This window comes from Gryllotalpicola ginsengisoli DSM 22003 (genome assembly GCF_000419445.1).
In the GTDB taxonomy this organism is placed as follows: domain Bacteria; phylum Actinomycetota; class Actinomycetes; order Actinomycetales; family Microbacteriaceae; genus Gryllotalpicola; species Gryllotalpicola ginsengisoli.
Genome location: NZ_AULK01000001.1, coordinates 585,128 through 607,597, shown reverse-complemented (window position 1 = coordinate 607,597; position 22,470 = coordinate 585,128). Strand labels below are relative to the sequence as shown.

20 protein-coding genes are annotated in these 22,470 nt (G+C 72.4%); 17 read left to right on the top strand and 3 right to left on the bottom strand.

Features of this window, described 5'->3' with window-relative positions; genetic code table 11:
* The first annotated feature begins 5 nt into the window (after nt 1-5).
* Genes murA through H563_RS0102945 form a run of 4 tightly spaced genes read left to right on the top strand, consistent with a single transcriptional unit; the run spans nt 6 to nt 4,247 of the window.
* Nucleotides 6-1,373, top strand: a complete 1,368-nt coding sequence (gene murA / locus H563_RS0102960) for a UDP-N-acetylglucosamine 1-carboxyvinyltransferase (protein ID WP_022881126.1) — start codon at nt 6-8, stop codon at nt 1,371-1,373.
* A gap of 49 nt (nt 1,374-1,422) precedes the next feature.
* Nucleotides 1,423-2,127, top strand: coding sequence for a lysophospholipid acyltransferase family protein (locus tag H563_RS0102955; RefSeq protein WP_051142627.1), 705 nt, complete (start codon nt 1,423-1,425; stop codon nt 2,125-2,127).
* 31 nt (nt 2,128-2,158) lie between these two features.
* Nucleotides 2,159-3,247, top strand: coding sequence for an NAD(P)H-dependent glycerol-3-phosphate dehydrogenase (locus tag H563_RS0102950; protein WP_155865006.1), 1,089 nt, complete (start codon nt 2,159-2,161; stop codon nt 3,245-3,247).
* Nucleotides 3,150-4,247, top strand: coding sequence for a D-alanine--D-alanine ligase family protein (locus H563_RS0102945; RefSeq protein WP_033209228.1), 1,098 nt, complete (start codon nt 3,150-3,152; stop codon nt 4,245-4,247). Before H563_RS0102950 ends, H563_RS0102945 begins: the two co-directional genes overlap by 98 nt.
* Before the next feature lie 46 nt (nt 4,248-4,293).
* Here H563_RS0102945 and H563_RS14675 read toward each other — a convergent pair whose 3' ends face one another.
* Nucleotides 4,294-4,785, bottom strand: a complete 492-nt coding sequence (locus H563_RS14675; RefSeq protein ID WP_022881122.1) for a DUF3515 family protein — start codon at nt 4,783-4,785, stop codon at nt 4,294-4,296.
* A gap of 26 nt (nt 4,786-4,811) precedes the next feature.
* Here H563_RS14675 and H563_RS0102935 point away from each other — a divergent pair, with 26 nt between their 5' ends.
* Nucleotides 4,812-5,786, top strand: a complete 975-nt coding sequence (locus tag H563_RS0102935; protein WP_027479034.1) for a thiamine-phosphate kinase — start codon at nt 4,812-4,814, stop codon at nt 5,784-5,786.
* 22 nt (nt 5,787-5,808) lie between these two features.
* On the opposite strand, the gene rsmD is transcribed toward H563_RS0102935, so the two are convergent.
* The gene (rsmD, locus tag H563_RS0102930; RefSeq protein WP_022881120.1) at nt 5,809-6,375 is read right to left on the bottom strand and encodes a 16S rRNA (guanine(966)-N(2))-methyltransferase RsmD; all 567 of its coding nucleotides are present in this window, start codon (nt 6,373-6,375) and stop codon (nt 5,809-5,811) included.
* Between the two features lie 59 nt (nt 6,376-6,434).
* Between rsmD and H563_RS0102925 the strand changes: the two genes are divergently transcribed.
* From H563_RS0102925 to mutM, 9 genes are read left to right on the top strand one after another with little or no spacing between them, the layout of a single operon-like run.
* Nucleotides 6,435-8,621, top strand: a complete 2,187-nt coding sequence (locus H563_RS0102925; RefSeq protein ID WP_022881119.1) for an ATP-dependent DNA helicase RecG — start codon at nt 6,435-6,437, stop codon at nt 8,619-8,621.
* Between the two features lie 43 nt (nt 8,622-8,664).
* On the top strand, nt 8,665-9,153 hold the full coding sequence (gene coaD / locus H563_RS0102920) for a pantetheine-phosphate adenylyltransferase (protein WP_022881118.1): 489 nt from the start codon (nt 8,665-8,667) through the stop codon (nt 9,151-9,153).
* Nucleotides 9,150-10,157, top strand: a complete 1,008-nt coding sequence (locus H563_RS0102915; RefSeq protein WP_022881117.1) for an AAA family ATPase — start codon at nt 9,150-9,152, stop codon at nt 10,155-10,157. The genes coaD and H563_RS0102915 overlap by 4 nt, the downstream gene beginning before the upstream one ends.
* Nucleotides 10,158-10,182: 25 nt before the next feature.
* On the top strand, nt 10,183-11,478 hold the full coding sequence (locus H563_RS14670) for a DUF58 domain-containing protein (RefSeq protein ID WP_022881116.1): 1,296 nt from the start codon (nt 10,183-10,185) through the stop codon (nt 11,476-11,478).
* Nucleotides 11,471-13,753 carry a transglutaminase family protein gene (locus H563_RS18250; RefSeq protein ID WP_022881115.1) on the top strand — a complete coding sequence of 761 codons (2,283 nt, stop codon included), beginning with the start codon at nt 11,471-11,473 and terminating at the stop codon, nt 13,751-13,753. Before H563_RS14670 ends, H563_RS18250 begins: the two co-directional genes overlap by 8 nt.
* A gap of 11 nt (nt 13,754-13,764) precedes the next feature.
* On the top strand, nt 13,765-14,325 hold the full coding sequence (locus tag H563_RS18245; protein WP_022881114.1) for a YceD family protein: 561 nt from the start codon (nt 13,765-13,767) through the stop codon (nt 14,323-14,325).
* Between the two features lie 2 nt (nt 14,326-14,327).
* Complete coding sequence (gene rpmF, locus H563_RS0102895) at nt 14,328-14,531, top strand: 50S ribosomal protein L32 (RefSeq protein WP_022881113.1); 204 nt, start codon at nt 14,328-14,330, stop codon at nt 14,529-14,531.
* Nucleotides 14,532-14,536: 5 nt separating this feature from the next.
* Nucleotides 14,537-15,253 (top strand): ribonuclease III, encoded by a 717-nt coding sequence (gene rnc / locus H563_RS0102890; protein ID WP_022881112.1) that lies wholly within the window; start codon nt 14,537-14,539, stop codon nt 15,251-15,253.
* Entirely contained in the window at nt 15,246-16,184 is a 939-nt protein-coding gene (gene mutM, locus H563_RS0102885; RefSeq protein WP_022881111.1) for a bifunctional DNA-formamidopyrimidine glycosylase/DNA-(apurinic or apyrimidinic site) lyase, read from the top strand. The genes rnc and mutM overlap by 8 nt, the downstream gene beginning before the upstream one ends.
* Here mutM and H563_RS0102880 read toward each other — a convergent pair.
* On the bottom strand, nt 16,181-17,230 hold the full coding sequence (locus H563_RS0102880) for a GNAT family N-acetyltransferase (protein ID WP_022881110.1): 1,050 nt from the start codon (nt 17,228-17,230) through the stop codon (nt 16,181-16,183). The genes mutM and H563_RS0102880 overlap by 4 nt on opposite strands.
* A gap of 109 nt (nt 17,231-17,339) precedes the next feature.
* On the opposite strand from H563_RS0102880, the gene smc reads away from it, so the two are divergent.
* From smc to H563_RS0102865, 3 genes are read left to right on the top strand one after another with little or no spacing between them, the layout of a single operon-like run.
* Nucleotides 17,340-20,855: a chromosome segregation protein SMC gene (gene smc / locus H563_RS0102875; RefSeq protein ID WP_022881109.1), complete on the top strand. Its 3,516-nt coding sequence runs from the start codon at nt 17,340-17,342 to the stop codon at nt 20,853-20,855.
* 10 nt (nt 20,856-20,865) lie between these two features.
* Nucleotides 20,866-21,750 (top strand): signal recognition particle-docking protein FtsY, encoded by an 885-nt coding sequence (ftsY, locus tag H563_RS0102870; protein WP_022881108.1) that lies wholly within the window; start codon nt 20,866-20,868, stop codon nt 21,748-21,750.
* Nucleotides 21,747-22,265 carry a DUF2004 domain-containing protein gene (locus tag H563_RS0102865; RefSeq protein ID WP_022881107.1) on the top strand — a complete coding sequence of 173 codons (519 nt, stop codon included), beginning with the start codon at nt 21,747-21,749 and terminating at the stop codon, nt 22,263-22,265. The genes ftsY and H563_RS0102865 overlap by 4 nt, the downstream gene beginning before the upstream one ends.
* Nucleotides 22,266-22,470 lie beyond the last annotated feature (205 nt).

The following is a 22,470-nucleotide window of genomic DNA, read 5'->3' as shown; positions in this document are numbered from 1 at the left end:
GCGAAGTGAACACCCTCCTCGAAGACGCGCAGGCGGCAGGCGCCAGCGTCGGCCTCTCGGCCGAACGGATCACGATCAACGGCGGACGACCCCTGCGGGGCCGCATCGAGTTGAAGGGCGCGAAGAACCTCGTCACCAAGGCGATGGTCGCCTCGCTGCTCGGCGAGACGCCGAGCGAGCTGCGCAGCGTGCCGATCATCAGCGACGTGCGGATCGTGCGCAGCCTGCTCGAGGTGCACGGGGTGAAGGTCACGAACGTCGGCGAGGACACGCTGATCCTCGACCCGTCCAACGTCGAGAGCGCGCACTTCGCCGAGATCGACGCGTACGCGGGCTCCAGCCGCATCCCGATCCTGTTCTGCGGTCCGCTGCTGCACCGGCTCGGCGAGGCGTTCATCCCCGACCTGGGCGGCTGCCGCATCGGCGACCGGCCGATCGACTTCCACCTCGAGGGCCTGCGCCGCTTCGGCGCGGTCGTCGACAAGCAGCCGAACGGCATCCGCCTCACCGCGCCGAACGGGCTCAAGGGCGCGAAGATCGAGCTGCCCTACCCGAGCGTCGGCGCGACCGAGCAGGTGCTGCTCACCGCCGTGCGCGCCAAGGGCACGACCGAGCTGCGCGGCGCCGCCGTCGAGCCCGAGATCATGGACCTGATCAACATCCTGCAGAAGATGGGCGCCATCATCTCGGTCGACACCGACCGCGTCATCCGCATCGAGGGCGTCGACCGGCTCGACGGATACAGCCACACCGCCCTCTTCGACCGCAACGAGGCGGCCAGCTGGGCGGCCGCGGCGCTGGCCACCGAGGGCGACATCTTCGTCGGCGGGGCTCGCCAGTCGGAGATGCTCACCTTCCTCAACGTGTTCCGCAAGGTCGGCGGCGCGTTCGAGATCCAGGACGACGGCATCCGCTTCTACCACCCGGGCGGCAAGCTCAAGCCGGTCATCATCGAGACGGATGTGCACCCGGGCTTCATGACCGACTGGCAGCAGCCGCTCGTGGTCGCGCTGACCAAGGCGGAAGGCGTGTCGATCGTGCACGAGACGGTCTACGAGCAGCGCTTCGGCTTCACCGACGCGCTCGTCGACATGGGCGCCCAGATCCAGATCCACCGCGAGTGCCTCGGCGGCGCCGAGTGCCGCTTCGGCCAGCGCAACTTCAACCACTCCGCCGTGATCGTCGGCCCGACCGAGCTGAAGGCGGCCGACGTGGTCGTGCCCGACCTGCGCGGCGGATTCAGCCACCTCATCGCGGCGCTCAGCGCGCAGGGCCGCTCGACGGTCAGCAACGTGGGCATCATCGCGCGCGGCTACGAGAACTTCATCACGAAGCTGCGCCAGCTCGGCGCGGACTTCGTGATCGAAGGGTGAGGCGCGGGTGGCGCTGAAGGAGACCCATCGGCCGTCGATCTTCTGGCTGATGGCGCTCGTGTGCTTCGGCCTGCTCGGCGGCAGCGTCAAGTTCCGGGTCGCCCACCCCGAGCGCATCCCGGCGCGCGGCGCGTATGTGATCGCGCCGAATCACTACAGCGAGATCGATCCCGTGATCGTCGGGATGATGCTGTTCCGCGCGGGCCGGCAGCCGCGCTTCCTGGCGAAGGCGAGCCTGTTCAAGATCCCGGTGGTCGGATGGTTCCTGCGCCGCAGCGGCCAGATCCCGGTCGAGCGCACCGGCACGGCCGCCGGTGCGGCGTCGCCGCTCGCCGCGGCCCACGAACTGGTCGAGAAGCAGGGGATCGTCGTCGTCTACCCCGAGGGCACCCTCACCCGCGAGCCCGACATGTGGCCGATGCGCGGCAAGACCGGCGCGGCGCGCATCGCCCTCGAGCAGCACATCCCCGTGATCCCCGTCGCGCACTGGGGCACGCAGCAGCTGATGGGCCGCTACGCCAAGAAGGTCAGCCTGTTCCCGCGCAAGACGATCGACTTCTCCGTGGGCGAGCCCGTCGACCTCTCCGAGTTCGAGGGCCGGCCGATCGACCAGCACGTGCTCGCCGAGGCCACGGAGAAGATCATGGCCGCCATCACCGCCCAGCTCGAGGAGCTGCGCGGGCAGAAGGCGCCCGCCGGCCGGTGGGACCCCGTGGAGCAGGGCCAGAAGGAGACCGGCCGCTTTGAGTCCTAAGACCCCGCCGAAGCGGACGCGGCGCGTGGCGGTGCTCGGCTCGGGCAACTGGGGCACCGCCTTCGCGAAGGTCCTCGCCGACGGCGGCGCGCAGGTCACGATGTGGGCCAGGCGCCCCGAGATCGCCCGCGAGATCCGCGAGACGCACCGCAACACCAAGTACCTGCCCGGCATCAACCTGCCGCGCACGATCACGGCCACCAGCAGCCTGAAGGACGCCGTCAGGGGTGTCGAGCAGCTGTACCTGGCGGTGCCGAGCCAGGCGTTGCGCGACAACCTGGCGGTGCTGCGCCCGATGCTGCCGCCGGACGTTCCGGTGGTCAGCCTGATGAAGGGCGTCGAGCGGTCCACGAACCTGCGCATGAGCGAGGTGATCGCCGAGGTGCTGCAGCTCGGACCCGAGCGCATCGCCGTCGCATCCGGCCCGAACCTCGCCCTCGAGATCGCGAAGGAGCAGCCGACCGCGGCCGTCGTGTCCTCGGAGAGCCTGGAGACCGCGCAGGCGGTCGCGAGCGTGGCGACCAACCGCTATTTCCGCAGCTTCGTCAACACGGATGTCGTGGGCACGGAGTTCGGCGGAGTGCTGAAGAACCTCATCGCCGTCGCCATCGGCATCGTCGACGGCGTCGGCTACGGGGAGAACACGAAGGCGTCGATCATCACCCGCGGACTGGTCGAGATGACCGACTTCGCCGTCGCGTACGGCGCGCAGCCCGAGACGCTCTCCGGCCTCGCCGGCCTCGGCGACCTCATCGCCACCTGCCAGTCGCCGCTGTCGCGCAACAACACGGCCGGCCGGCTGCTCGGACAGGGCTACGCGCTGCACGAGGTGGTCAAGCAGATGGACCAGACGGCCGAAGGCCTGGCGTCGGTGGCGCCGGTGCTGGCCCTCGCGCGGGCGCGCGGCGTCGACATGCCCATCGTCGAGCAGGTGCACCAGGTGCTCGCCGGTACGCTCGAGCCGAAGGACATCGCGCCGCACCTCACCACCGACGACGAGCCCCAGGGCGAAAGGACCACCGATGACTCGCAAGCTCGCACTCGCTCTCCTCTTCGGCGGGCGCTCCAGCGAGCATTCGGTGTCCTGCGCGACGGCGGGGGGAGTGCTCGGGGCGCTTGACCCCGACAAATACGACGTGATCCCTGTCGGGATCACCCGCGACGGCGCCTACGTGCTCGCCTCCGGCGACCCGGCCGACTACGCGATGGACCCGGCGGCGATGCCGGAGATCCTGCCGAACGGCACCCGCGTCGAGTGGCCGGAAGACGCGACGAGTCACGCGCTGGCCGTCACGGATGCCTCCGGGCTGCGCCGCCACGTGCCCGTCGATGTGGTCTTCCCGATCCTGCACGGGCCCTGGGGTGAGGACGGCACGGTGCAGGGCATGCTCGACCTGGTCGACCTGCCCTACGTCGGCTCCGGTGTGCTCGCCGGCGCGCTCGGCATGGACAAGCACTTCATGAAGACGGTCTTCGCCCAGTCCGGGCTCACGGTCGCCCCGTGGGCGACGATCACCCGCGAGCAGTGGCGCGGCGACCCGGGATCGGTGCGCGAGGCGGCGGCCGCGCTCGGCTACCCCGTGTTCGTCAAGCCGGCCCGGGCGGGCTCGAGCGTCGGCGTGGCCAAGGCGACGGATGCCTCGCAGCTCGCCGCCGCCGTCGAGACCGCCCTCGCCGAAGACACCAAGGCGCTCATCGAGCCGGGCGTCGTCGGGCGGGAGATCGAGATCGCGGTGCTCGGCGGCCGCGCGGGGCAGCCGGCCCGGGCATCCGTCGCCGGCGAGGTCGTGGTGACCGGCCGCGACTTCTACGACTTCGAGGGCAAGTACCTCGGCGGGGCCGGCGTCGAGCTGGTCTGCCCGGCGCCCCTCACCGAGGCGGAGCTGGCCGAGATGCAGTCGCTCGCGGTGCGCGCCTTCGACGCGATCGGCGCCGCGGGCCTGTCGCGCGTCGACTTCTTCCTGACCGAGGCCGGCTGGGTGATCAACGAGATCAACACCATGCCCGGCTTCACGCCGATCTCGATGTACCCGAAGTGCTGGGAGGCCTCCGGGCTGCCCTACCCGGCGCTGATCGACGAACTGGTCACCCTCGCGCTCGACGGGCGCGGGCGGGACTGAGCCGGACCGCTCAGGCGGGCGGGCCCGCTTAGCCGGGTGGCCCCGTTCAGCCGGTCTGGCCGCTCGAGTCCACGCAGCTGTGCTGCGCCGACTGCGGGATCTCGGCGACCGCGTCTGCCAGGTCGGGCAGCACCGCCGCGTCGCTCGCGCCGCCGGATCCGTGCTGGATGTCGACCTCGACGGCCGGCGTGCGGCCGTAGGTGACGTAGCTGAGCACCTTGTCGTCGGGGTCGTTCAGCAGCACCCAGTCGATGTCGTTCACGGTGACGCACTGCTTGGTGGTGGGCCCGAGGGGGGTGACGCCGCAGCGCAGCTGCACCACGACCGGATCGCCCCACGCCCCCGTGGACTGCGCGTTGGTCCAGTCCCGCTTCTTGCCGTCGACGGTGTCGGGCAGGCGCACGATCACGTTCGCGCACTTCGGGTTGTTCGCGTCCTTCGCCGCCGTCATCGCCACGGTGGGAGTGCATCCGGCCAGCGCCGCGGTGAAGGCCACGGCCGCGGCGGCGGCGGGCAGGAGGCGGCGGGAGCGGGACATCTCGGCTCAACGCTAGCGTGGAGCGCATGGCAGAAGCTGAGCGCCCGACCGTCGCCGAGGTGGGGGAGGAGGCGGTGCTCGCCCGCATCTTCCCGAGGCTTCCGGCGACGGATGCCGCGCTGCTCGGCCCCGGCGACGACGCGGCGGTGCTCTCCGCGCCGGACGGCCGCTATGTCGTGACCACCGATCTGCTGGTGCACGGTCCCGACTTCCGCTGGGAGTTCAGCTCGCCCGTCGACCTCGGCTGGAAGGCGGCGGCGACCAACCTCTCCGACGTGGCCGCGATGGGCGCCCGGCCGACCGCGCTGGTGGTCGCGCTGGCGGCCCCGCAGAGCACGCCCGTCGCCGTGCTGGAGGGCGTCGCCGACGGCCTGCGCTACGCCTGCGGCGCGCTCGCTCCCGGCTGCGGCGTGGTCGGGGGCGACCTGTCGGCCTCTGAGGTGTTCACGATCGCGGTCACCGCCTTCGGAGACCTCGAGGGGCGTGCGCCGGTGACGCGCTCGGGCGCTCGCGCCGGGGACGTGGTGGCGGTCGCCGGCGAGCTCGGGGTGGCCGCGCGCGGCCTGCGCCTGCTGTTCGAGCGCGGGCTCGAGGCGGCGCGCGAGGCCGACCGGCACGCCGTGTCGCGGCAGTTGCAGCCGATGCCGCCGATCGCGCTGGGCCCGCTGGCCGCGCAGGCGGGTGCGAGCGCCATGCTCGACCTGAGCGACGGGCTGGCGCTCGACGCGCGGCGGCTCGCGCGGGCATCCGGCGTCGACGTCGACTTCGACGCCCGCGCGCTCGGTGACATGCCCGAAGCGGCATATGAGGCGCTCACGGGCGGCGAGGACCACGCGCTGCTGGCGACGTTCCCGCGGGCTGCGGCACTGCCGGCCGGCTTCCGGGCCATCGGCTCCGTCCGCGAGCCGCAGGGGGCGCCGCGGCTGCTCGTCGACGGCGCCGAGTTCGGCGAGCGAGGCGGGTGGGACCCCTACGCGCAGTGGGACGGGCGTCTTAGCTGACCGTCTCGAGAATTCGCCGGTGTCAGTCGTGCACGGCGAACCAGAGCGCGGTCTCGCCGTAGCCCTTCACGCGCTCCGGCACGAGCCCGGCCGGCCATGCGGGTTCGGGGGAGCGCGCGGAGCGCTCCACGACGACGAGGGCCCCGGGGGCGAGCAGGGGTGCGAGCGCGGCGAGGTCGGCGGCGACGTCGCTCTCGCCGAGCTCGTACGGCGGGTCGCTGAACACCAGGTCGAAGGGGCCGGCGGCGGAGCCGAAGTAGGAGCGCACGGGGGTGGTGCGCAGGGCGATCTGAGGGGCATCCGATCGCCCGAACGCCCGCGCCACGAGCCCCGCGTTCGTCTTCGCGACGCGGGCGGCGGCCGGGTTCTTCTCCACGAGCACGACGGATGCAGCGCCGCGGCTCGCGGCCTCGAGCCCTAGCGCGCCGGAGCCCGCGTACAGGTCAAGCACCCGCGCGCCGCGCAGCGCGTCGCGCGCCTCGAGCGTGGAGAACAGCGCCTCGCGCACCCGGTCGCTGGTGGGGCGGGTGCCCGCCTTCGGCACCGCGAGGGCCACGCGCCCGGCGGCGCCCGCGATGATCCTCGTCACCCTCCACACGCTAGCGGAGCCTCCCCGGCCGCGTCGTACCTCTGTTCTAGACTCGCCTCATGGTCGGCCTCGACTCCAAGCTCAGCGGCGCGGTGGGCGGGCGCACGGCCGCGATGCTGCACCGGGCCTTGGGGGTCGAGACGGTGGCCGACCTGCTCGGCATCTATCCCCGGCGCTACGCCCATCGCGGCGAGCCGACGCCCCTCGACTCGGTGCCCGAGGGCGAGGTGGTGACGATCGTCGGCACCGTCGTCTCGGTCAGCAGCCGCGGTTTCAAGAACCGGCGCGGCAGCGTGCAGACGGTCGTCATCGGCGACGGCAGGAGCGAGATGTCGGCAACCTTCTTCAACCAGCCGTGGCGGGTGGAGGCGCTGCCGCGCGGCGCGCGGGGCATGTTCTCGGGCAAGGTCACCCGCTTCCGCGGCGAGATGCAGCTCACCCACCCCGAGATCCGCATCTTCGGCGACGGCGACGACGACGTTCCCGACCCCGCGGTGGACGTGGAGCGCGCCAAGCGCTGGGCGCAGCAGCCGCTGCCGATCTACCCGGCCACCGCCTCGGTGCCGACCTGGAAGGTGGCCGACTCGATCGCCCACGCGCTCGACGTGCTCGAGCTCGACGAGGGCGACGACCCGATTCCGGAAGACGTGCGTGCCGCGCACGGCCTGCTGCCCTACGCCGAGGCGCTCGAGAAGCTGCACCGCCCCGCCGTCGACAACGACTGGCGGCGCGCGCGCGACACGCTGCGCTACCACGAGGCGTTCGTGCTGCAGGCCGCACTGCTGCAGCAGAAGGCGCTGAGCGCGCAGTCGCACACCATCCCGCGGCGGGCGGCCGACGGCGGCTACGCCGACCGCCTCGACGCCGAGCTGCCCTTCGAGCTGACCGCCGACCAGAGCCTGGTCGGGGCCGAGATCGCCTTCGACCTGGCCCGCGAGACGCCCATGAACCGGCTCGTGCAGGGCGAGGTCGGCAGCGGCAAGACCCTCGTCGCCGTGCGCGCCATGGCCGCGGTCGCCGACTCGGGCGGCCAGTCCGCGCTGCTGGCCCCGACCGAGGTGCTCGCCGCCCAGCACCTGCGCTCGATCGTGCGCACGCTGGGCCCCGAGCTGTCGGCCGAGCTGATGCCCACCCTGCTCACCGGCCAGTTGAGCGCCGCCGAGCGGCGGAAGGCGATGCTGCGCATCGTCAGCGGCCAGGCGAAGATCGTCGTCGGCACGCATGCGCTGCTCTCCGACCGGGTCGAGTTCTTCGATCTCGGCCTCGTCGTCGTCGACGAGCAGCACCGCTTCGGGGTGGAGCAGCGCGAGACGCTGCGGGCCAAGGGCAAGACGCCGCCGCACCTGCTCGTGATGACCGCCACGCCCATCCCGCGCACCGTCGCGATGACGGTCTTCGGCGACCTCGACATCTCGACGATCACCCAGCTGCCGGCGGGCCGGCAGGGCATCGACACCTTCGTCGTGCCGCTCGCCGAGCGGCCCGACTGGATCAACAACGTCTGGCGCCGCGCCCGCGAGGAGATCGCGGCCGGCCGGCAGGTGTTCGTCGTGTGCCCGGCGATCAGCGCGAAAGACATCGAGGAGGGCGACGACGTCGACGACGAGGCGACGGATGCCGCATCCCGCCCGCCGCGCGCGAACGTGGTCGAGCTCTACGAGAGCCTGAGCCGCAACCCGGTGCTCGACGGGGTGCGCATCGGCATGCTGCACGGCCGCATGAGCTCGGAGGAGAAAGACGCCGCCATGGGCGCCTTCGGCCGCCGCGAGCTCGACCTGCTCGTGGCGACCACGGTGATCGAGGTCGGCGTCGACGTGCCGAACGCGTCGGTCATGATCGTGCTCGACGCCGAGCTGTTCGGCGTCTCGCAGCTGCACCAGCTGCGCGGGCGGGTCGGCCGGGGCGGCGAGCCGGGACTATGCCTGCTGGTCACGCGGGCGCCGCGCGACTCCTTCGCCCGGGACCGGGTCGAGGCGGTCGCCGGCACGCTCGACGGCTTCGAGCTCGCCCAGATCGACCTCGAGCTGCGCCGGGAAGGCGATGTGCTCGGTGCCCGGCAGTCGGGCGGCCGGTCCTCGCTGCGGCTGCTGCGCGTGGCGACGGACGGGGAGCTGATCGGGCAGGCGCGGTCGGATGCGGCATCCGTGGTCGACGCCGACCCAACGCTCGCCGCCCACCCCGCCCTGCGCCGCGCGCTCGAGCGGCGGCTCGACGAGCAGGAGCGGCAGTTCCTGTCGAAAGGCTGAGTGCTGCTCGGCATCCGGACCGCGCGGCTATCGTAGGAGACCTATGAGCAGGATCGCCGTCGTCCCCGGCTCCTTCGACCCGGTCACCCTGGGGCACCTCGACGTCATCGAGCGCGCGGCGCGGCTCTTCGACCGGGTGCACGTGCTCGTCGTGCACAACCCCGACAAGCCGTCCGGGCTGTTTCCGCCCGAGGTGCGGGCGCAGGTGATCGAGAAGGCGGTGGCGGAGGCCGGGTTGCCCGACTCGATCACGGTCGGCACGATGGGCGGCGGCCTGCTCGCCGACTACTGCACCCGCGTGGGCGCGAGCGCGCTCGTCAAGGGATTGCGGTCCCACACCGATCTCGTCTACGAAACTCCCATGGCGATCGTCAACGAGCACCTTGCCGGGGTGGACACGGTCTTCGTGCTTCCGCGCCCGCAGAACGCCCAGGTCTCCAGCTCCCTGGTGCGGCAGGTGCTCGCCCTCGGCGGCGATGTCAGCCCATACGTCCCGTCCGCCGTCCTCGGCCAGGTGCGACAGCAGCCATGACCAGCATCCCCAGCGTCAGCACGGCGGACGCCCCCGCCGAGCGCATCGAGCTGTCCGAGCTGAGCCGGCTGGCCGGCTCGGTGATCGACAGCGTCGAGCGGGTCATCGACGGCAAGCACGACCAGGTCGTGACGGCGCTCACGGTGCTGCTGGCCGAGGGGCACCTGCTCATCGAAGACGTGCCCGGGGTGGGCAAGACGATGCTCGCCCGCAGCCTCGCCAAGGCGATCGCCGTATCCGTGAGCCGCATCCAGTTCACCCCCGACCTGCTGCCGTCGGACGTGACGGGCGTGTCGGTCTTCAACCAGGCCAGTCGGCAGTTCGAGTTCAAGCCCGGCGCCGTGTTCGCGAACATCGTCATCGGCGACGAGATCAACCGGGCGAGCCCCAAGACCCAGTCGGCGCTGCTGGAGTGCATGGAGGAGCGTCAGGTGTCCGTCGACGGCGGCACTTACGAGCTGATGCGGCCGTTCATCGTGGTGGCGACGCAGAACCCGATCGAGATGGAGGGCACCTACGCCCTTCCCGAGGCGCAGCGCGACCGCTTCATGGCCCGCATCGCGATGGGCTACCCCGATGCCGGCAGCGAGCTCGAGATGCTCGGCGCGCGCGACACGGTGAATCCGCTCGAGGCGCTCGAGCCGGTGATCGACGTGCCCACGCTGCTCGAGATGATGGAAGGGGTGCGGCACGTGTTCGCGTCCCCCGCCGTGAAGCAGTACGCGGTGGCGATCGCCCGGGCAACGCGGGAGGACGCCGACATCCGGCTCGGGGCGAGCCCCCGGGCGACCCTGCAGCTCGTGCGTGCGGCCAAGGCCCGGGCGGCGATCGCCGGCCGCGAGTTCGTGCTGCCCGACGACATCGACGCGCTCGCGGTGCCCGTGCTCGCCCACCGCCTGCTGCCCACGAGCCGGGCGCTCGGCAGGCAGCACGAGAGCGCCGACCTGCTGGGGGAGATCGTGACGCGCATCGTCGAGACGACGCCCGTCCCATCCGCCCGCTGAGACGCCGAAGAGACAGGAGCACCAGGTGCGCGGCCCGATCCCCACCCTGCGCGGTTGGGCCGTGGGGATCTGCGGCCTCGGCATGCTCTTCCTCGCCGGGTGGTTCGCCCGGGTCGACCTGCTGTTCGCCGGGGTGCTGCTCACCGTCGCCCCGCTCGCTGCCATGATCGCGATCGCCCTCGACCGCCCCTGGCTGACCGTGCACCGCAGCTACGCCCCCGACGTGGTGGCGGCCGGGGACGAGACGCAGGTGCGGCTCGAGGTGCGCAACCAGTCGGCGCGGCCGACGCCGGCGCTGCGCTGGGTCGACCGCGTGCCGGCGGAGATCGCGCAGGGTCCTGAACGCTCGCTGCCCTCGCTGGCCGGCCGCAGCGCGGGGCGCGGCGGCCGCTCCGACACGGCGGTGCTGCGGTACGCCGCCCGCACCCGTCGTCGCGGCCGCTATCTGCTCGGACCCATGCAGGTGGTGCGCACCGACCCTTTCGGCCTGGCCCAGACCGGCTACGCCGTGGGCGACCCGCGCGCGCTCACGGTCACCCCTCGCGTCTTCGCGCTCGAGCCCGGCGGCCCGGACGAGGCCAGGGGTGAGGGCGCCGAGCACGAACTGGTGCGGCACTCCATCCCGAGCGCCGACGAGGTGATCGCCCGCGACTATCGCGCCGGCGACCCGTTGCGCCGCGTGCACTGGCGGGCCACGGCCCGGCAGGACCGGCTGATGGTGCGCCAGGAGGAGCAGCGCAGCAACCCGCAGGCGTGGATCGCGCTCGACACGGTGCGGGAGCGGGGGCTGCTCGACCTGGCCCTGACCGCGCGGCAGCCCGGGGAGCCGTTCGAGCGGGCCGTGGAGCTCGCGGCGTCGATCGCGGTGCACCTGCTGCGCCTCGGCTATCTCGTCGGCGTGATCGAGACGGGGGAGCGGCAGCTGTCGGGCAGCTACGAGCAGCCCGGCGGCGACCGCGCCCTGATCGGCCAGCTCTCCGGCCTCGACCAGGTCGCCGAGGCGACGGCCGATCACGTCGGTCTGCTCACCGCCGCCGTGCGGCGCAGCAGCACCGGCACTCCCGTGTTCCTGATCCTGGTCGACGGGCCCGGTCCTGCGGAGTGGGCCGAGCCCGCCGCGATCGTTGCGGCGGCCGACCCCGCGGTCGCGTTCCTCGCCACCCCCGAGGCGCAAGCGGCCAGGCCCGCGCTCGAGGCGGCCGGCTGGCTGTGCGTCGACATCGACGGGCGCACGGATGCCCGGGGCGCATGGTCCGCGGCGACGGCGGCACACCAGGCCCGTCGTTCGCTGCGGCTGGACGGGACGACCGGCCGTGTTTGACCGCCGCCGCTCCGCCGTCACCCGCGTCGCCCGCGGGGCGTGGCCGCTCGCGGGCGCGCTGCTGCTGCTCGTCGCGGCGACCTCGGTGTCGATCATCGGGCTGATCCAGGGGGCCGGCTGGTGGTGGGCGCTGCTGTCGACGGCGGCGCTGATGCTGGCGGTGCCCGCTGCGCTGCGGTCGGCCGGGGTGCCGCGGTGGGCGGCATCCGTCATCGACCTCGCCGTCCTGGTCGCGCTCGTCGACCTGCTCTACGGCGGCGGCCACGCGCTGCTCGGGGTGATCCCCACGCCGAAGTCGGTGCAGCACGTCGCGCTGCTCGCGCAGCAGGCGCAGGCCGCGGTCGTGCATCAGGGCGTGCCCGCGCAGCCGCTGCCCGAGCTGATCTTCCTCGTGGTCGTGTTCGGGGGAGTGTTCGCCCTGCTGCTCGACGTCGTCGCGGTGTGGTTGCGGCTGCCTGCGCTGACGGCGCTCGCGGTGCTGGCCGTGCTCGTCGTGCCGGCGGTGCTGCAGACCGACGGGCTGTCGTTCTGGGCGCTGACGGCCTGCGCCGTCGCCTATTTCGCGGTGTTGCGGGCCGACGGCCGGCTGCGGTTCGGCTCCCGGGGCGGCGGCGCCGTCGCACTGTCGATCGGCGCGGCCAGCATCGTCGTCGCCCTCGTCGTCGCGACCACCGCGCCGGGCTTCGACCGCGTCGGTCGCGCCACCGACGCGGTCGGGCCCGTGTCGCTCGGCAGTTCGGTCAACCCGCTCGTCGACCTCGCGCAGGACCTGCGGCGTCCGGTCACGGTGCCCGTGCTGCAGTACACGACCGACGCGAAGCTGCCCACGTACCTGCAGCTGACCACGCTCGACTCGTTCAACGGCACCATCTGGCGGCACTCGTCGCAGCAGCAGCAGCCGCTGGTCGGCGGCACGCGCGTGAACTCCGACCCTCCCGGGCTCGACGGCGACGCGGACGTCCCCGCCGACAGCTTCACGACCGAGGTGCAGGTGCAGAACCTGGTCAGCTACTGGCTGCCCGCGCCGTACCCGGCCCAGCGCGTCTCCGGCGGCAGCGGCCTGTCCTGGTCGAGCGAGGACCTGACCCTGACCAGCCGCTCGCCGAACCTGCGCGGCGAGGAGTACAGCGTCACGAGCCTGGACGTCGAACCGACGACCAAGCAGCTCGCCGCCACCAGCATGGCCGCCGCCGGCAAGCTCCCCTTCGACGTGCAGCGCGACCTGTACCTGCCGGATCAGGTGCCCGACATCATCACCCGCACCGCACGGCAGGTGGCGCAGAGCGCCGACGGCAGCAGCGAGTTCGCGCTGGCACTCGCCCTGCAGGACTACTTCCAGTCGGCCGTCAACGGCTTCACCTACTCCACCGACACCCCGGATTCGCAGGACGGCTCGAGCCTCGACGTCGTCGCGGCGTTCCTCACGCAGAAGGAGGGGTACTGCGTGCACTTCGCCTCGGCGATGGCCGTGCTCGCGCGCGTGCTCGGCATCCCGAGCCGCATCGCGATCGGCTACCTGCCGGGTTCGGCCGTCTCGGTTGACGGCGACAAGACGACGTACGCGGTCGACTCGAGCGACCTGCACGCCTGGCCGCAGCTGTACTTCCCGGGCATCGGATGGCTCGCCTTCGAGCCGACCGTGACCCGCGGCAGCCTGCCGGCCTACACCATCCCCACCGCCGACCCGACGTCGCCGAGCTCAGAGCCGAGCGAGGCCGCGGCGGCCCCGAGCGCCAGCTCCTCCGCACAGGCGACGCTCCCGGCCGACCAGTCGGAGCAGCAGACCACGACCGCGGTCGCGGCGCAGAACCCGGGACCGGCACTGCTCGGCGGGCTGATCGCCGTCGCGCTGCTGCTCACCCCCTTCGGTGCCCGCCGCGGGCTGCGCGGATCGCGGCTGCGCAGGCTGCGCGAGCAGGGCGGGCCGCCCGCCCTCGCCTGGGCGGAGCTGCGCGACACGGCCAGAGACCTCGGCTACGCGGTCTCGGCCACCGAGACGCCGCGCGCCTTCGCCGCGCGGCTTGCCGCCGAGTGGCATCCGGGCGCCGGGGAGCGGGCCGACCTCGACGCCCTGCTCGAGCTGGTCGAGGAAGGAGAGTACGGACCGCCGCAGCCCTGGGCCCGCCACTACGAGCTGGCCGAGCTGACGGACCGCGTGGCCGTCGCGCTCGAGAGGTCGCGCGGCCGCGGCATCCGTGCCCGCGCCCTGTTCGCGCCCGTGTCGCTGCTCGCGCCGCTCCTGGCCCGGCGGGGGGACGCGCACGCCGCCGGGTAGACTGGAGGGTTGTGACCTCCGTCAAGAGCCCCTACGCGATCCCCGTCTACGACATCGTCCACCAGCCGGGGCAGCACCGCGAGCAGCAGCTCGAGTTCCCCGCTCCCGAGAAGCTGGGCGAGGGCGTCGTCTCCGTGCCCGCCGGAGCCGAGGTGAGCATCGAGCTGCGGCTCGAGTCGCTGCACGACGGGATCCTCGCGTCCGGGCGCGTCAGCACCACCGCCGAGGGGCAGTGCGTGCGCTGCCTGACCGACATCACCGAGGGTGTCGAAGTCGATTTCCAGGATCTTTTCGCGTACTCTAAGGACGAAGCTTTCGACTTCGAGGTTCACGACGACCACGTGGATCTTGAACCTCTGGTCAGGGATGCGGTGGTGCTGTCACTGCCGTTCCAGCCGGTGTGTCGCCCCGATTGCCCCGGTCTCGACCCCGAGACAGGTGAGCGATTGGCGGATCACCCGGATCGCGAGCCCCGAGAGATCACAGACCCCAGGTGGGCTGCGCTTGCGGATTTCCGAGCTTCCGAAGACACCGACGCCGGCGCATCCGGCACCGACACAGAAGAGAGATAGTCATGGCTGTTCCCAAGCGCAAGCAGTCGCGCGCCAACACCCGCGCCCGCCGCTCGCAGTGGAAGGCTGAGGTCCCGACCCTCGTCAAGACCGTCGAGAACGGCAAGGTCACCTACAGCCTCCCGCACCGTGCCAAGGTCGTCACCGACTCGCAGGGCACCGAGCTGTACCTCGAGTACAAGGGCCGCAAGGTCGCCGACGCGTAACCGCAATGCCTACCGGCACCACCGCTGAAGGGCGTCCCGATCTGGACGCCCTTCAGTCGCGTCTGGGCGTCGCCGTCGATCCTGAGCTGCTGACGCTGGCCCTCACGCACCGCTCGTACGCGTACGAGCACGGCGGCCTGCCGCACAACGAGCGCCTCGAGTTCCTCGGCGACTCGATCCTCGGCCAGGCCGTCACCGTGCGGCTGTTCCGCGACCACCCCGATCTCGACGAGGGCGAGCTGGCCAAGCGCCGCGCCGCCCTGGTCTCGGGCGTAGCGCTGGCGGAGGTCGCGCGCAGCCTCGAGCTCGGCCAGTTCCTGCTGCTCGGCCGCGGTGAGCAGCTCTCCGGCGGCCGCGAGAAGGTGTCGATCCTCGCCGACACCGTGGAGGCGATCATCGGCGCCACCTACCTCTCCGCCGGCCCCGACGAGGCGACGGCGCTCGTGCTGCGGCTGATCGGGCCGCTGATGGCCGACCCCGACCGCTTCGGCGCGGCGCTCGACCCGAAGACCGCCCTGCAGGAGCTCGCCGACCGCCGACGCGCCCCGGCCCCCGTCTACCAGGTCACCGGCACCGGCCCCGACCACAGCAAGAGGTTCCACGCCAAGGTGGTCGTGGAGGGGGTCACCACCGGGCTCGGCGAGGGAAGCAGCAAGAAGCACGCCGAGATGGCGGCTGCGCTCGACGCCTGGACCAAGGCCTCCACGCCCGCGGATGCCTGAACTGCCCGAGGTCGAGGTCGTGCGCCTCGGCCTCGCTCCGGCCGTCACCGGGGCGACCGTCACCGCGGTCGACGTGTTCGACGAGCGCGCCCTGACGCGGCACGACCGCGCCGCGGGCGACTTCGCCGAGCTGCTCAAAGGCAGACGGATGCAGGCGCCGCAGCGCCGCGGCAAATTCCTGTGGATCCCGCTGTCGCCGCCGGTCGACTCGGCGCAGCCGGATGCGGCGGGTCGACTTGCCGAAGGTGAATGGAGACCGGACCTGGCCCTCCTCGCCCACCTCGGCATGACCGGGCAGCTCCTGCTGCGCGAGGCGTGGGCGAGGCCGGAGCACGAGCGCAACGTGCGGGTGCGCCTCGAGCTCGAGCATCCGTCGCTCGGCGAACTCGCCGTGTTCTTCGTCGACCAGCGCACCTTCGGCTCGCTCGCCATCGACCGCCTCCAGCCCACGCCCGAAGGCGACGCGGCCCCGTCGCAGGTCGCGCACATCGCCCGCGACCCGCTCGACACGAGCTTCGACGACGTGCGTTTCCTTTCCGCTCTCGGCCGCAAGCGCAGCGCGATCAAGCGGGTGCTCCTCGACCAGACGGTGATCAGCGGCGTCGGCAACATCTACGCCGACGAGGCGCTGTGGGCCGCGCGCATCCACCCGGAGCAGCCGGCGGCGTCGCTGTCGCGCGCGCGAGCCCGGCTGCTGCTGGCCGAGATCCGCGTGGTGCTGGCCAAGGCGCTGACCGAGGGCGGCACGAGCTTCGACAGCCAGTACGTCAACGTGAACGGGCAGGCCGGCTACTTCGCGCACAGCCTGAACGCGTACGGGCGCGAGGGGGAGCCGTGCCCCCGATGCGGCCGGCCCATCGTGCGGGCGGCGTTCATGAACCGCTCGAGCCACTTCTGCCGCCGGTGTCAGCGGCTGCGCGCGCCGCGCTAGTCGAGCCGCTTGTGCCAGTTGCCGAGCAGGCCGCGCGGCGCGAAGCCGAGCGCCCGGTTGATGCGGCGCATCGGCGCATTGCCCGTTGCGGTCCAGGTGAGCACCGTCTGCGCCCGCGGAGCCGCCTCGGCGAGCCGCTTGAGGTTCGCGAGCTTCATCCACAGGCCGAGCCGGTGCCCGCGGTGCGGACCGATGACGAGCGTGTCGTGCTGCTCGACCTTGGCCGCGCCCTGCGGCACGGCGATCTCGGTGTAGCCGACCAGTTCGCCGCTCGCGACGTGCAGCGCCGCGGTGACGAGTGCGGGCCTGCCGCGCTCCGCGGCGCGCGCCTCCACCGCCCGCACCCGGGCGGCGTCCCAGCCGGCCCGTTCCACGACCAGGCCGTCGTGCGGGACATCGCGCGCCATCAGCGAGCGCAGCCGCGCATAACGGTCGAGGAACTCGTTAGGGGTGCGCCGCCACCACTGCACCAGCCGGTACTCCGGGTCGCCCACCGGGGCCTGCCGCCACAGCTCGCGCAGCACGAGCGGCGGCACGGGCAGCGCGAGCTCGTCCATCACCTGGGTCTGCGCCAGGCGGTAGCCGCGCCGGGCGAGGAATCGCGCGTCCCGGTCGCTCTCCGAGATGACGAACGGCGCCGACCGCTCGGTGAGCCGGTGCTGGGTGAAGCCCGCGACGTCGACGCGGCCGCCGGTGGCGATGAACTCCTCGCCGTGGGCCAGCAGCGCCGAGCCGATGCCCCGGCCGCGCGCGACCGGGACCACGTCGACGGCCAGCTCGGCGCCCGTGTCGGCCTCGTCCAGCGGGAAGGTGACGACCACCCGGCCCACCGGCAGCCCGTCGAGCTTCGCGAGCCACACGAAGCGCGAGTGGTGCGCGCTGCCCCGGAACATGCTCAGGGTCGCCTCGGGCGGGTACACGAACTCGTCGCCGCCCCAGGTCTCCACCTCGCTCGCGTTGGCGACGTCGCAGGACTCCACGAAGTCGGATGCCTCGGGCGCCGCCACGTCGGAGGGGATGGACACGCGCGTCACCTCGACCTTCACGCCGTTCCTCCTCCCGTTTGTCGCGAGCGTAATGTCACGCGCCGGGGTGCGTGAAGTCTCCGGTACCGTAAAGCCCAGCATCCGTTCGTGCGGGCGTAAGGAGATCGCGTTGCACCTGAAGAGCCTGACCCTCAAAGGGTTCAAGTCCTTCGCGCAGCCGACCACCTTCGCCTTCGAACCGGGCGTCACCTGCGTCGTCGGCCCGAACGGCTCGGGCAAGTCGAACGTCGTCGACGCGCTCGCCTGGGTGATGGGGGAGCAGGGCGCCAAGACGCTGCGCGGCGGCAAGATGGAGGACGTCATCTTCGCCGGCACCGCGACCCGCGGGCCGCTCGGCCGCGCCGAAGTCGTGCTCACGATCGACAACTCCGACGGCGCGCTGCCGATCGAGTACAGCGAGGTGACGATCTCGCGCACCCTGTTCCGCAACGGCGGCAGCGAGTACGCGATCAACGGCGAGTCCTGCCGCCTGCTCGACGTGCAGGAGCTGCTCTCCGACTCAGGCCTCGGGCGCGAGATGCACGTCATCGTCGGGCAGGGGCAGCTCGATCAGGTGCTGCATGCGACCGCCGACGAGCGGCGCGGATTCATCGAGGAGGCCGCGGGCATCCTCAAGCACCGCCGCCGCAAGGAGAAGACGCTCCGCAAGCTCGACGCGATGCAGACGAACCTCACCCGGCTGTCCGATCTCGCCGGCGAGATCCGCCGGCAGCTCAAGCCCCTCGGCAAGCAGGCCGAGATCGCGCGTGAGGCGCAGACGGTCGCCGCTGTGGTGCGCGACGCCCGCGCGCGCCTGCTCGCCGACGAGGTGGTGAGCCTGCGCCGGCAGCTCGACGACTACGGCCGCGACGAGCAGGCGCGGCACTCCGAGCGCATCGTGCTGCAGGAGCAGGTGGAGCAGAAGCGGCTGCGCATCGCCCGCCTCGAACAGGCCCAGGTCGGCGACGCCGTCGACCGGGCCCGCTCCGTCGCGCACGGCCTCGAGTCGGCGCAGGAGCACCTGCGCGGCCTGCACACGCTCGCCGCGCAGAAGATCGCGCTGCTCAGCGCCCAGGCGCAGGCCCCCGAGACGACGCCCGGCGTCACGCAGGCTGCCGTCGACGAGGCGCGCGCCGAGGCCGAGACGCTGCGCGAGGCGGTCGCCGAGGCGGAGGCCGCGCTCGCGGCCGCCCAGCACCGCACCCGGCAGACCCGCTCCAAACTCGACTCGATCGACGAGGAGATCGCCGCCCAGGCCGAGCTGATCTCGCGGCACGACCTCGAGCTCACCAAGCTGGCCGGTCAAGCGGATGCCGCGGCGCAGCGCCTGGCCGCGCTGCGCGGCGAAGTGCTGCGCCAGCAGAACCAGCTCGAGGCTGCGGCGCAGCGCCGCACGGCGGCGGAGGAGGCGCTCGCCGACGTCGAGGACGCCTCGCCGCTGGGGCCGGAGGCGCAGACCGAGCTCTCCGAGGCGTACGAGCTCGCCCAGGCCGCCGTGTTCGAGGCCGAGGCGGAGATCGACCGGCTGCGCGAGCAGCTGCGCACCCTCGAGCGCGAGCGCGACGCCCTCGCCGGCAAGGTCGGCGCGCTGACCCGCGCCCTCGAAGCACGAGACGGATCGGCCGCGTTGATCTCGGCCGGTCGCGACGGCGTCACCGGCCGGGTGGCGGATGCGCTCCGGGTGAAGCCCGGCTACGAGACCGCCATCGCCGCGGCGCTCGGCACCCTGGCCGACGCCGTGCTCGTCGAGAGCAGGGACGCCGCCGTCGACGCGGCCCGATTCGCCGCCGCCGAGAGGCTCGGGGCAGTCGAGGTGCTCGTCTCAGCCGACGGCACCCGCGACGAGGCGCCGGCATCCGTCGAGTCCCCGCCCGGAGCGCAGCCGGCCGTCGACCTGCTCGTCACCGCCCCGCCGAGCGTCGCCGCGCTCCTCGCCCGCACCCTCGTCGTCGACGACCTCGAGCAAGCGCAGGCGCTGTGGCCGTCCTACGCCGGCAGCGACGCCGTGCTGGTCACCCGGGCCGGCGAAGTGCTCTCGAGGTTCACCCTGCGCGGCGGCAGCGGTGAGGGCGCCGGCCGCATCGAGCTCCTCGCCGAGCGCGACGCGGCGGCGGCCCGCCTGGAGGAGCTCGAGTCCGCCATCGAGCGAGCCCGCCATGAGCACGACGAGCAGCGCGCCGCGCTGCAGTCCGCGAAGGAGTCGTCGGCCGCCGCGCTCACCCAGCTGCGCGCCTACGATGCGCAGCTCGCCGAGCACAGCGAGAAGGTGAGCCGCTTCACCGCGCAGCTCGAGGCCGCGAACGCCGAGTCGGAGCGACTGGCCCGGGGCCTCGCCGAGTCGGAGGCCAAGGTCGCCGAGGCGGAGCGCGCCGCGCAGGAGGCCAAGCGGGCGCACGAGACCGCCGCGTCGAAGCCTCGGCCGATCCTCGACGTGAGCGCCCGCGACGAGGTCGCCCTCGAGGTGGAGAAGGCCAGGGAGGCGGAGGTGCAGGCGCGCCTCGCCGTCGAGACCGCCCGCGAGCGGGTGCGCGCGCAGCTGCAGCGCGCCGAGCAGCTCGCGCAGCGGCAGAAGGCCGAGCGCGCCGCCGCCCAGGAGGCGGCCCGGCGCGCCGTCATCCGCCGTCATCAGCTCGAGGCCGCGCAGTCCGTCGCCGACGCACTGCCCGCCGTGCTCGAGTCGACCGAGCGATCCCTCGCGCAGGCGCGCCTCGAGCTCGCGAACGCCGAGCAGCAGCGCTCCAGCCAGAACGAGGAGCTGCAGACGCTGCGGCGCGAGGAGGCGCAGCTGCGGGAGCGGCTGCAGGCCGTCAGCGAGAGCGTGCACGGGCTCGAGCTGCAGATCTACGAGAAGAAGCTGCACCTGTCGAGCCTGCTCGAGCGTGCGGGCAGTGAGCTCGGCCTCGTCGAGGACGTGCTGATCGCCGAGTACGGGCCCGAGGTGCCGATCCCGGCCGAGGAGGAGGGCGGCGAGCCATCCGTGTTCGACCGTACCGAACAGCAGCGCCGCTACGAGAAGGCGCAGCGCGCGCTCGACCAGCTGGGCCGCGTGAACCCGCTCGCCCTCGAGGAGTTCGCCGCGCTCGAGCAGCGCCACCAGTTCCTCACCGAGCAGCTCACCGACCTGCAGAACACGCGCAAAGACCTGCTCACCATCATCGACGAGCTGGACCAGACCATGCAGACGGTGTTCCAGGCCGCGTTCGAGGACACCAAGGCGGCGTTCGCCGAGGTGTTCCCGATCCTGTTCCCGGGCGGCAGCGGCAGCATCCAGCTCACCGACCCCGACGACCTGCTGACGACCGGCATCGAGGTCTCCGTGCGGCCCGCGGGCAAGAAGATCGAACGGCTCTCCCTGCTGTCCGGCGGCGAGCGGTCCCTGGCGGCGGTCGCGTTCCTGGTGGCCATCTTCAAGGCGCGGCCGAGCCCGTTCTACATCATGGACGAGGTCGAGGCGGCGCTCGACGACGCGAACCTCGGCCGGCTGTTGTCGGTGTTCGAGGAACTGCGCGCCTCGAGCCAGCTGATCATCATCACCCATCAGAAGCGCACGATGGAGATCGCCGACGCGCTCTACGGCGTCTCGATGCGGCAGGACGGCGTCTCGGCGGTCGTCGGCCAGCGGGTCGGCACGGGCACCGCCGCTTAGACTGGCGGCTATGGCAGAAGCTCGTTCCTGGTCCTTCGGCGGCGCGCTGCGCGGCCTGTTCACCGGTCAGCAGAAGCGCCAGATCGACGAGGACACCTGGGACGAGCTCGAGGTCGCCCTCATCGGCGCCGACTTCGGCCCCGACGTGACCGAGGCCGTCATCGACGAGTTGAAGCAGAAGGTCGAGCGGTACCGCACCACCGACTACGCCGACCTGCAACGGATGCTGCGCGAAACGCTCGAGGAGAGGCTGGCGAAGTTCGACACCACCCTCCACCTCTCCGAGCGCCCTGCCGTGGTGCTCGTGTGCGGGGTGAACGGCGTGGGCAAGACGACGACGATCGGCAAGTTCGCCAAGTTCCTCACCAACTACGGGCGCTCGGTCGTGGTCGGCGCCGCGGACACCTTCCGTGCGGCGGCCGTCGAGCAGCTGGCCACCTGGGCCGACCGGGCCGGCGTGGGCATCGTCAAGCCGCAGCAGCAGGGCCAGGACCCGGCCTCGGTCGCGTTCCAGACGGTCGACCACGCCAAGCGCAACGGCGTCGAGATCGTGATCATCGACACGGCGGGGCGCCTGCACACCAAGGGCGGCCTGATGGACGAGCTGGCGAAGATCCGGCGCGTCGTCGAGAAGCAGGCGCCGATCGCCGAGGTGCTGCTGGTGCTCGACGCGACAACCGGGCAGAACGGCCTGCTGCAGGCCGAGGCGTTCCTCGAGCACGCCGGCGTCACCGGGCTGGTGCTCACCAAGCTCGACGGCTCCGCCAAGGGCGGTTTCGTGCTGTCGGTGCAGGAGAAGACCGGGCTGCCCGTGAAACTCGTCGGGCAGGGCGAGGGCATCGGCGACCTCACCGGGTTCACCCCGCACGTGTTCGCGCAGCAGCTGGTGGGGTGACCGCCGTGGCCATCGAGCACGACTTCTTCGGCCTCGTCGACTCGACGACGTCGGGCGGCCTGTTCTGGGACGACACGGTCGAGGTCGGCGACCAGGTCGTCGACGTGCAGCTGAGCGCCGACGACGAGGACGTCGTGAGCGCGGTGTCGCTCGACCTCGCCGCCGCGATGGTGCAGAACCTGGAGGCGTTCGACGACCGCGCCCGGGAGGCGCTCGTCGCCCAGCTCTCGGAGCGCCAGTCGGCGACCACCAGCTTCATCGACCGGCAGGTCGACTCCCGAGGCGAAGACCTGCAGACCCTGCTCGACCTGATGGTCGACAACTCGGGCGACATCGCGATCGACGTGCTCAAATCGCTGCAGCTCATCCGCGTCGCCCTGCTACCCGAGAACACCGAGGGCGACGACGCGTTCGCGATCTTCGACTACGCGATCGACCCCGACGAGTCCGACGAGCTGCTCGTGGTGTCGTTCGGCTCGGACGGCGACGTCATCGCCGTGGAAGACGTTCCGTAGGCGGCGCGCCGCGTTCGCAGCATCCGCCACCACGCAGCCCGGCGCCGCGAGCGGCTACGACCCGGTCAATGTCGGCCCCTGGTACGGCGGCTCCGCATGGGACAACCAGTCGCTGTTCGGCTGGGACGGGGTGCCGCTCGCATCGCTGCGCACCTTCCACGACGTCCGCACCGGCACTCACGGAGGGCGGCCCCGGTAGAATCGT